The 8660-nt window shown below is 70.9% G+C and carries 8 protein-coding genes and 1 pseudogene; 7 read left to right on the top strand and 2 right to left on the bottom strand.

The annotated features are described in order from the left end of the window. The 5 genes and pseudogenes from AOK00_RS05915 to cseC form a co-directional block, all read left to right on the top strand. A pseudogene (locus tag AOK00_RS05915) lies at positions 1–554 on the top strand (A/G-specific adenine glycosylase); the annotation flags it as partial. Positions 555–710: 156 nt separating this feature from the next. Then, positions 711–1283, top strand: coding sequence for a SigE family RNA polymerase sigma factor (locus AOK00_RS05910; RefSeq protein ID WP_055599255.1), 573 nt, complete (start codon positions 711–713; stop codon positions 1281–1283). Next, a complete protein-coding gene (locus tag AOK00_RS05905; RefSeq protein WP_055599254.1) occupies positions 1271–2032 on the top strand; it encodes a hypothetical protein in 762 nt (253 codons plus the stop codon). Before AOK00_RS05910 ends, AOK00_RS05905 begins: the two co-directional genes overlap by 13 nt. Before the next feature lie 43 nt (positions 2033–2075). Beyond that, the gene (gene cseB / locus AOK00_RS05900; RefSeq protein ID WP_055599253.1) at positions 2076–2780 is read left to right on the top strand and encodes a two-component system response regulator CseB; all 705 of its coding nucleotides are present in this window, start codon (positions 2076–2078) and stop codon (positions 2778–2780) included. Positions 2781–2824: 44 nt separating this feature from the next. Next, positions 2825–4141 carry a two-component system sensor histidine kinase CseC gene (gene cseC, locus AOK00_RS05895; RefSeq protein WP_055599252.1) on the top strand — a complete coding sequence of 439 codons (1317 nt, stop codon included), beginning with the start codon at positions 2825–2827 and terminating at the stop codon, positions 4139–4141. 79 nt (positions 4142–4220) lie between these two features. Here the strand turns inward: cseC and AOK00_RS05890 are convergent, their stop codons facing one another. Beyond that, positions 4221–5804 carry an MDR family MFS transporter gene (locus tag AOK00_RS05890; RefSeq protein WP_055599251.1) on the bottom strand — a complete coding sequence of 528 codons (1584 nt, stop codon included), beginning with the start codon at positions 5802–5804 and terminating at the stop codon, positions 4221–4223. Between the two features lie 101 nt (positions 5805–5905). Here AOK00_RS05890 and AOK00_RS05885 point away from each other — a divergent pair, with 101 nt between their 5' ends. Then, positions 5906–6463 carry a TetR/AcrR family transcriptional regulator gene (locus AOK00_RS05885; protein ID WP_055599250.1) on the top strand — a complete coding sequence of 186 codons (558 nt, stop codon included), beginning with the start codon at positions 5906–5908 and terminating at the stop codon, positions 6461–6463. A 16-nt stretch (positions 6464–6479) separates the two neighbouring features. Here AOK00_RS05885 and AOK00_RS05880 read toward each other — a convergent pair whose 3' ends face one another. Continuing rightward, positions 6480–7187, bottom strand: coding sequence for a M23 family metallopeptidase (locus AOK00_RS05880; protein ID WP_055599249.1), 708 nt, complete (start codon positions 7185–7187; stop codon positions 6480–6482). Between the two features lie 475 nt (positions 7188–7662). Here AOK00_RS05880 and AOK00_RS05875 point away from each other — a divergent pair. Next, a partial coding sequence (locus tag AOK00_RS05875; protein WP_437441393.1) for an NACHT N-terminal Helical domain 1-containing protein occupies positions 7663–8660 on the top strand: 998 nt, incomplete at its 3' end.

Below are 8660 nucleotides of genomic sequence, written 5' to 3'. Positions count from 1 at the left end.
GCCAGCTGCTCGCGCTGCCCGGCATCGGCGAGTACACGGCGGCCGCGGTGGCCTCCTTCGCGTACGGGCAGCGGCACGCCGTCCTGGACACCAATGTGCGCCGGGTCTTCGCGCGGGCGGCGACGGGCGTCCAGTACCCGCCGAACGCGACGACGGCCGCGGAGCGCCGGCTCGCCCGCGCGCTGCTGCCGGCGGACGAGGCGACCGCCTCCCGCTGGGCCGCCGCCTCGATGGAACTGGGCGCGCTCGTCTGCACGGCGAAGAACGAGGACTGCGGGCGCTGCCCGATCTCGGGGCAGTGCGCCTGGCGGCTCTCGGGGAAGCCCGCGCACGACGGCCCGCCGCGGCGAGGCCAGACGTACGCGGGGACCGACCGGCAGGTCCGGGGCCGGCTCCTGGCGGTGCTGCGGGAGTCGGCCGATCCGGTGGCGCAGGCGGTCCTGGACAAGGTCTGGGACGAGCCGGTGCAGCGGGCCAGGGCCCTGGACGGCCTGGTCGCCGACGGCCTGGTCGAACCGCTGGACGACGGGCACTACCGGCTGCCCGTGGCCTGAGCCGGGCGCCGCCCGCCCCTCGTCCCGCCGTTACACAACCGATGGGTAGCCGTGCGTCCACCGACGGCTCCCCCGCACAGCCCCGTGACAACCGCTCCGTAGCGTCATCGACGACACGAGGAACGAAGCAGGTCACGGGGTTCGGAGGCGGTTCGGATGAGGCATGGCGAGGTGCTCGATTTCGAGGAGTACGTACGCACGCGGCAGGACGCGCTGCTGCGCAGTGCACGTCGTCTCGTGGCCGACCCCGTCGACGCCCAGGACCTCCTGCAGACGGCCCTCGCCCGTACGTACGGCCGCTGGGACGGCATCGCCGACAAGTCCCTGGCCGACGCCTACCTCCGCCGGGTCATGATCAACACCCGGACCGAGTGGTGGCGCTCCCGCAAGCTCGAAGAGGTGCCCACCGAGCAGCTGCCGGACGCCTGTGTCGACGACCCGACCGAGCAGCACGCGGACCGGGCCCTCCTCATGGACATCCTGAAGGTCCTCGCGCCGAAGCAGCGCAGCGTCGTCGTCCTGCGGCACTGGGAACAGATGAGCACCGAGGAGACGGCGGCGGCGCTCGGCATGTCGACCGGTACGGTGAAGTCGACGCTCCACAGGGCGCTCGCCCGGCTCCGCCAGGAGCTGGAGAGCCGTGATCTCGACGCCCGCGCCCTGGGGCGGACCGGAGAGCGGACGACCGTGCGAGGCGACGAACGGGGGCGGGAGCGGTGCGCGGCCTAGACGGCGAAGCCGACGGCAGAAGACACGACGGCGAAGGCGGCATCGGCAGCGGTGGCGGCCCCGGCGGCGACGACCGGTACGGAACCGGACGGCGCCGCCGGCGCCGTACCGCCAAGGCGGCGAGCATCACGGCGACGGCCGGGCTCGTCGCCGTCGGGCTGTCCATGGCAGCCTGTTCCACCGGCGGCACCGGCTCCCGCGACGAGGGAGCGGCGGCCACCAGGGACGTGGCCGGGGCGGCGCCCACCCCCTCGCCGTCGGCCGACGGCGACCTCCGGTCCACCGAGCGGGTCGATCCGATCCAGCTGCTGAAGGCCGATCCGAAGATCGAGGAGCGGTTCAAGACCGATCTGAAGCCCTGCGTCGCGGACGCGTACCCGGTGGACGCCTCGTACGGCAACCTCACGAACGCTCCCGCGCCCGACGTCGTCGTCAACGTGATGACCTGCGGTGATGCCGTCGGCATCGGCACGTATGTCTACCGGAGGCAGAGCGACGGGTACGAGAACGTGTTCATGGCGGAGGACGCCGCCGTCTACGCCACGATCGACCGGGGCGAGCTCGTCGTCACCAAGCAGGTGTACGCGAAGGGCGACCCGGTCGCGTACCCCTCGGGCGAGGACGTGATCACGTACCGCTGGTCGGGGAACAGGTTCACCCAGCAGGACTGGGTGCACAACGACTACAGCCGGGCCGTCGGTGACGGCGAGGTCGTCGAGCCCGCGCCGAGCGAGCCCCCCGCCCACTGAGCCGCACACCCCCACCCGCAGAGAGATCCGAAGGACACGCACAATGGCCGAAACCCATGTCCTGTTCGTCGAGGACGACGACGTCATCCGTGAGGCCACCCAGCTCGCCCTCGAGCGGGACGGCTTCCGGGTCACGGCCATGCCCGACGGACTCTCCGGCCTGGACGCCTTCCGGGCGCAGCGGCCGGACATCGCCCTGCTCGACGTGATGCTGCCGGGCATGGACGGGGTCAGCCTCTGCCGCCGGATCCGCGACGAGTCGACGGTGCCGGTGATCATGCTGTCGGCACGCGCCGACTCGATCGACGTCGTGCTCGGTCTGGAGGCCGGGGCCGACGACTACGTCACCAAGCCCTTCGACGGCTCGGTGCTGATGGCCCGGATCCGCGCCGTCCTCCGCCGCTTCGGGCACGCGGGCGGCCCCGGCGCCGGTGAGCGGGGGGAGGAGGGACCGGACGGCGGCGGGCTCCTCGCCTTCGGCGATCTGGAGGTCGACACCGACGGCATGGAGGTCCGCAAGGGCGGGACCCCGGTCGCGCTGACGCCGACCGAGATGCGGCTGCTCCTGGAGTTCTCGTCGGCGCCGGGCACCGTGCTGTCCCGGGACAAGCTCCTGGAGCGGGTCTGGGACTACGGCTGGGGCGGCGACACCCGGGTCGTGGACGTCCACGTCCAGCGGCTGCGCGCCAAGATCGGCCAGGACAGGATCGAGACGGTCCGCGGCTTCGGCTACAAGCTCAAGAGCTAGGGCGCCATGATCCACACGACACCCCCCGAGACGGGCACGCACCGGTGAGGCTGCGCCCCCTCCGTACCGGCGTCCGCTGGAAGATCGCCGTGGCCATCGCGGCGGTCGGCGCGCTGATCGCGGTCACCCTGAGCGTGGTCGTGCACAACGCCGCCCGGATCTCGATGCTCGACAACGCGCGCGAGGTGCAGATGGAGCGGCTGCTCTTCGCGCAGCGGATGTACGAGACGTCGAAGCCGAAGGAACCGCGCTTCGGCACCAAGATCAACGACCCGTCGCTGCCGAGCCAGCTCGACCAGCTGATGCAGGACAAGCGGCGCGGTACGTACGTGCAGGAGCACCGGCACGGCGGGCCGCCCGACGTGTGGGCGGCGGTGCCGCTCGCCAACGGCGACGTGCTCTCGCTGCACATCCCCTTCGCCGACCGCAGCGCCACGATCATGAACGATCTGGACCGTGCCCTCGTCATCGGCTCGGTCTCGGTGGTCTTCGGCGGCTGCGCCCTCGGCGTGCTCATCGGCGGCCAGCTCTCGCGGCGGCTGCGAAAGGCCGCCGTCGCGGCCGGCCGGGTCGCCCAGGGGAACACGGACGTCCGGGTCAGGGAGGCCGTCGGCGGGGTCGTACGGGACGAGACCGACGACCTGGCGTGGGCGGTCGACGCCCTCACCGACGCCCTCAACGAGCGGATCGAGGCGGAGCGGAGGGTCACCGCGGACATCGCGCACGAGCTGCGCACCCCGGTGACAGGACTGCTCACGGCGGCCGAGCTGCTGCCGCCGGGGCGTCCGACCGAGCTCGTACGGGACCGGGCGCAGGCGATGCGGACGCTGGTCGAGGACGTGCTGGAGGTGGCCCGGCTCGACAGCGCGTCGGAGCGGGCGGAGCTCCAGGAGATCGCGCTCGGGGAGTTCGTGGAGCGGCGAGTGCGGGCGCTCGATCCCGGGGTGGTCGTCCGGGTCGTCCACGACTCCTGGGTGAACACCGACCCGCGGCGCCTGGAGCGCGTCCTCGGCAATCTCCTCGCGAACGCCGCCAAGCACGGCAGGCCGCCGGTGGAGGTCACCGTCGAGGGCCGCGTCGTGCGGGTCCGCGACCACGGTCCCGGTTTCCCCGAGGCGCTGCTCAAGGAGGGCCCGAGCCGGTTCCGTACGGGGACGAGCGACCGCGCGGGCCAGGGCCACGGCCTGGGCCTGACGATCGCGTCGGGCCAGGCGCGGGTCCTGGGCGCGCGGCTGACCTTCCGGAACGTGGCCTCCGAGGCGGCGCCGAACGGTGTGGGCGGGGCGATCGCGGTGCTGTGGCTGCCGGACCACGCGCCGACGAACACGGGCAGCTTCCCGATCCTGCGGCCGGCCGACTGACGGGGGGGTTACGGCGGTGGGGCCGGTCCTGTGTCAGGACCGGCCCCACCGCCGTACGCACGCACCTCTCACGAGGTGATCAGACCGTCTCGGCGACCTTCACCTTGCCGTCGCCCTCGGCCGTCTTCGGGGCCGGCGCCGGACCGGCGCCGCGCAGCGCCACCTCCTTGACGAAGAAGGCGAGGACCAGGCCGAGGACGGAGACCGCGGCGGCGACCAGGAAGGCGCCGTGCGTGCCCGTCGAGACCGCGTGCTGGTAGGCCTCGCGGAGCGCCTCCGGCAGCTTGGCCAGGCTGGCCGCGTCGAGCTGGGCCGTCCGCTCGGTGAGGCCGGATCCGCCGCGTGCCGTCATCTCGTCCTGGACGCGGCTCGTGAAGAGCGCGCCCATGATCGCGACGCCGAAGGAGGAGCCGAGCGTCCGGAAGAGGGTGGTGGAGGACGAGGCGACGCCCATGTCCTTCATCTCGACGCTGTTCTGGGCGACCAGCATGGTGATCTGCATCAGGAAGCCCATGCCGGCCCCGAGGACCGCCATGTGGACGCCGGAGATCAGCCGCGAGGTGTCGGTGTCCATCGTGGAGAGCAGGTAGAGACCGACCGTCATGAGCGCGCCGCCCAGGATCGGGAAGATCTTGTACTTGCCGGTGCTGGTGGTGAAGCGGCCCACGACCAGCGAGACGACCATCATCGACAGCAGCATCGGCAGGAGCAGCAGGCCGGAGTTGGTCGCCGAGGCGCCCTGGACGGACTGCTGGAAGATCGGCAGGTAGAGGACCGCGCCGAACATCACGAAGCCGGTGATGAAGCCGATCAGGGACATCAGCGTGAAGTTGCGGCTGCGGAAGATGTGCAGCGGCATGATCGGGTCGCTCGCGCGGGTCTCCACCCAGAGGAAGGCCGCGAGCGAGAGCGCTCCGCCGACCGCCAGGCCGACGATGGTGGCCGAGCCCCAGGCGTACTCCGTACCGCCCCAGGTGGTGACCAGGACGATGGCGGTGATGCCGACGGTCAGCAGCGCGGCGCCGAGGAAGTCGATCCGGGTGCCCGTGGCGCGCTTCTTCTTCGGCAGGTGCAGGACGGTGGTGACCATGGCGAGGGCGACGGCGCCGAGCGGCAGGTTGATGTAGAAGGACCAGCGCCAGCCCCAGTGGTCGGTGATGGTGCCGCCGACCAGCGGTCCGCCGATCATGGCGAGGGCCATCACGCCGGCCATCATGCCCTGGTACTTGCCGCGCTCGCGGGGCGGGATGAGGTCGCCGATGATCGCCATCACGCCGACCATGAGGCCGCCGGCGCCGAGGCCCTGGATCGTACGGAAGCCGATGAGCTGGCCCATGTCCTGGGCCATGCCGCTGAGCGCCGAACCGATCAGGAAGATCACGATCGAGGTGAGGAAGACGCCCTTGCGGCCGAACATGTCGCCGACCTTGCCCCACAGGGGGGTCGATGCGGCGGTGGCCAGGGTGTAGGCGGTGACGACCCAGGAGAGGTGCTCCAGGCCGCCGAGCTCGCCGACGATGGTCGGCATCGCGGTGCCGATGATCATGTTGTCCAGCATCGCGAGGAGCATCGCGATCATCAGGGCGAGCAGGACGACGCGGACGCTGCGTGGCTGCGGTTCCGTCTCCCCCTGCGCCGGTGTCGCTGTGGCTTGCGTCGTCATCTTCGTCCCTTACTTGCCGCCCGGCTAGTTACTACACTGGGGAAGGTAGACCCGTAACTTGCCGGTCGTCAAGTAAGTTCTTTGGAAAGTGGAGGGCAGTCATGGCCCGAGGCAACACCCACCAGCGCATCCAGGACGTGGCCCTCGATCTCTTCGCCGAGCAGGGCTACGAGAAGACCTCCCTGCGCGAGATCGCGGAACGCCTCGACGTCACGAAAGCGGCGCTCTACTACCACTTCAAGACCAAGGAAGACATCCTCATCGGGATCTTCGAGGACCTGACCCGCCCCATGGACGACCTGATCGCCTGGGCGCAGGAGCAGCCCCGGACCCTGGAGACCCGGCAGGAGGTGCTGCGCCGCTACCAGGTGGCACTGCGCGCGGCGGCCCCGCTCTTCCGCTTCATGCAGGAGAACCAGGCGACGGTCCGCGAGCTGAGCGTCGGCCTCACCTTCAAGGAGCGGATGCTCGCGCTGACCGGACTGATCCAGGAGCCGGACTTCGCGATGGTGGACCAGGTGCGCTGCGTCAGCGCGATCTTCACACTGCACGCGGGCACGTTCTTCATGCAGAACATCGAGGGCGACTCCGAGGAGAAGCACAGGGCCACCCTCGAGGTCGCCCTCGATCTGCTCAACCAGGCCCACCGGGCCTCATGAGTTCTGTTCGTACGGCTCAGATGGAGACGCCGTGGGACCGCAGGAAGGCGGCCGGGTTCACGGCGGAGCCGTAGTTCGGGGTCGTGCGGATCTCGAAGTGCAGGTGGGGGCCGGAGGAGTTGCCGGTGTTGCCCGAGAGGGCGATCTGCTGACCGGCGAGGACCTTCTGACCGATGTGCACCTTGATCTTCGACAGGTGGGCGTACTGCGAGTACGTGCCGTTGGCGTGCTTGACGACGATCGCGTTGCCGTACGCGGGGCCGTCGCCGCCGCCGTTCGGGCCGGCCTTCACGACGGTGCCGGAGCCCGCGGCCTTGACCGGGGTGCCGACCGGAACGGCGAAGTCCTGGCCGGAGTGCTTGTGGGCCCACATGGCGCCGCCCTGGTTGTAGCTGGCGGTCAGCGTGTACGCGGTGACCGGCTTGACCCAGGACGGGGCCTTCTTGGCGGCGACCGGCTTCACGGTGACGACCTTCTTGACCGCGGCGGCCTTCTTGACGGCCGCGGCCTTCGCGGCGGCGGCCTTCACCTGGGCGGCGACGTGCGCCTGGGCGTCGGCCTGAGCGGCGACGGCGGCGGACGCGGTGACCGCGACCGGGGCGGTGACGGCCTGGCCCTCGGCGGCGAAGGCGGACCCAGCTCCGGTCACCATCGTCGCTCCCAGGCCGGCGGCGGCAAGAGCGACGACGGTGACACGGGCGGCGGGGTTCATGCGCTTCGACATACGGGGGAAACCTCCGGGAAGTACGGGACCCGACGCGAACGGTGCGCTGCGTCGGGCTTGCTCATCCTTGGTAACCCGGACCCCCATCCAGCCCAAAACACCCCATCTACGACATCAGGTCGTAGCGATCTCCGGGGAAGTTCCACCCTTGACGACCCCGAGGGCCACCTTCGAAATCGGACATACCGGCACAAGAGAACCGGTTTATCCGCATGTCACAGGGAACCGAAACCGCGCAAAAGGCCGTCCGGCGTCCGGTTCGGGACCCTCGGGGACCAAAGTCCCGACGGTTCGCTCCTGAACGTCCCGAATCGGCACCAATGGTCACCACTATTGCGGTTAGTACCCCTCAAAACGCCTGTGCGCCTTGTCACCAGGCACCGGCCGCCAATGGGACCTGGGTCACGCAACCGAGCCGTCCGGAAGGCCGTCACGCACTACGCTGACCGCTTCGGGGACCCACGGGGGGACACACATGGAACCGGCACTCATCGGCACGCGCCTCGCCTCGGCCGCGATCGGCCCGATCTTGAGGAAACTGCTGGTCAGCGATGGTCCAGGGGCGGGTCTCACGGGCCGGTCGGAGAAAGTCCGGCTCTCCTCCCTGGTCTCCTTCCGCGGCGAGAAGCGCACGCTGACGGAGAAGGACGTCCGGAAGCTGGCGGGAACGCTGGTGGGCCGGTCCATGGACGGGGCCGGCGAGCGGCCCTTCCCCGCCGACGAGGCCGAGGCGGTCACCGACACCCTCGCCACGACCCTCCTCGCCCTCGGCGACCTCGACATGGACGACGTCCAGGCCGTCCGCCTCGGCCACACCGACCTCGCCCGCCGCCTGCGCACGGCGGCCCCGGCCCCGGACGGCCTGTCCACGGACTCGGTCCGCTATCTGGAGTCGATGACGGAGTGGGCCTGCCTCCACATCCTCGACTTCTTCACCCAGCGCTCCACGTTCGTGGCCCGCAGCCTGGTGGAACAGACCCGCGGGCAGAGCGAGCTCATCGCGAAGGTCGACGAGGTGATCCGCCGGGTGCCCCGGGCGGACAGCCGGGACGCGGAGTTCGAGCGGCGCTACCTTGCCCACCTGGCGAAGAAGCACGGCCGCCTGACGATCTACGGGGTGGACCTGCGGGACGCACCGGAGAAGTGGCCGCTGGACGTGGCGTATCTGTCGCTGGAGACGACGGAGGTCGCGGACGCGTCGAGGCTGTGGATGGGCCCTTCGGACGAGGCGGTGCCGTCGCCACGGGATTCCGCGGCTCCACCACGACACCAGGGTGGCCCCACGGGTCCGGCGTCAGCCGCGGCGGTCAGCTCGTGGATGGGATCCGGCCCCGCCACGGCCCCTGGGGCCTTCACGCACCCCTCGGCGGGCATCCACCGGGGTTACGCGCCGGGCGGTCGCGCCGACCAGATCCTCGCCCGACACGACAAGGTGCTCCTGCGCGGCGCGGCCGGCTCCGGCAAGACGACGCT

Origin of the sequence: Streptomyces aureus, from assembly GCF_001418135.1 — a bacterium.
Lineage (GTDB): Bacteria > Actinomycetota > Actinomycetes > Streptomycetales > Streptomycetaceae > Streptomyces > Streptomyces aureus_A.
Note: the sequence above shows the minus strand (reverse complement) of the source record. Positions and strands in the feature narration are given on the sequence as shown.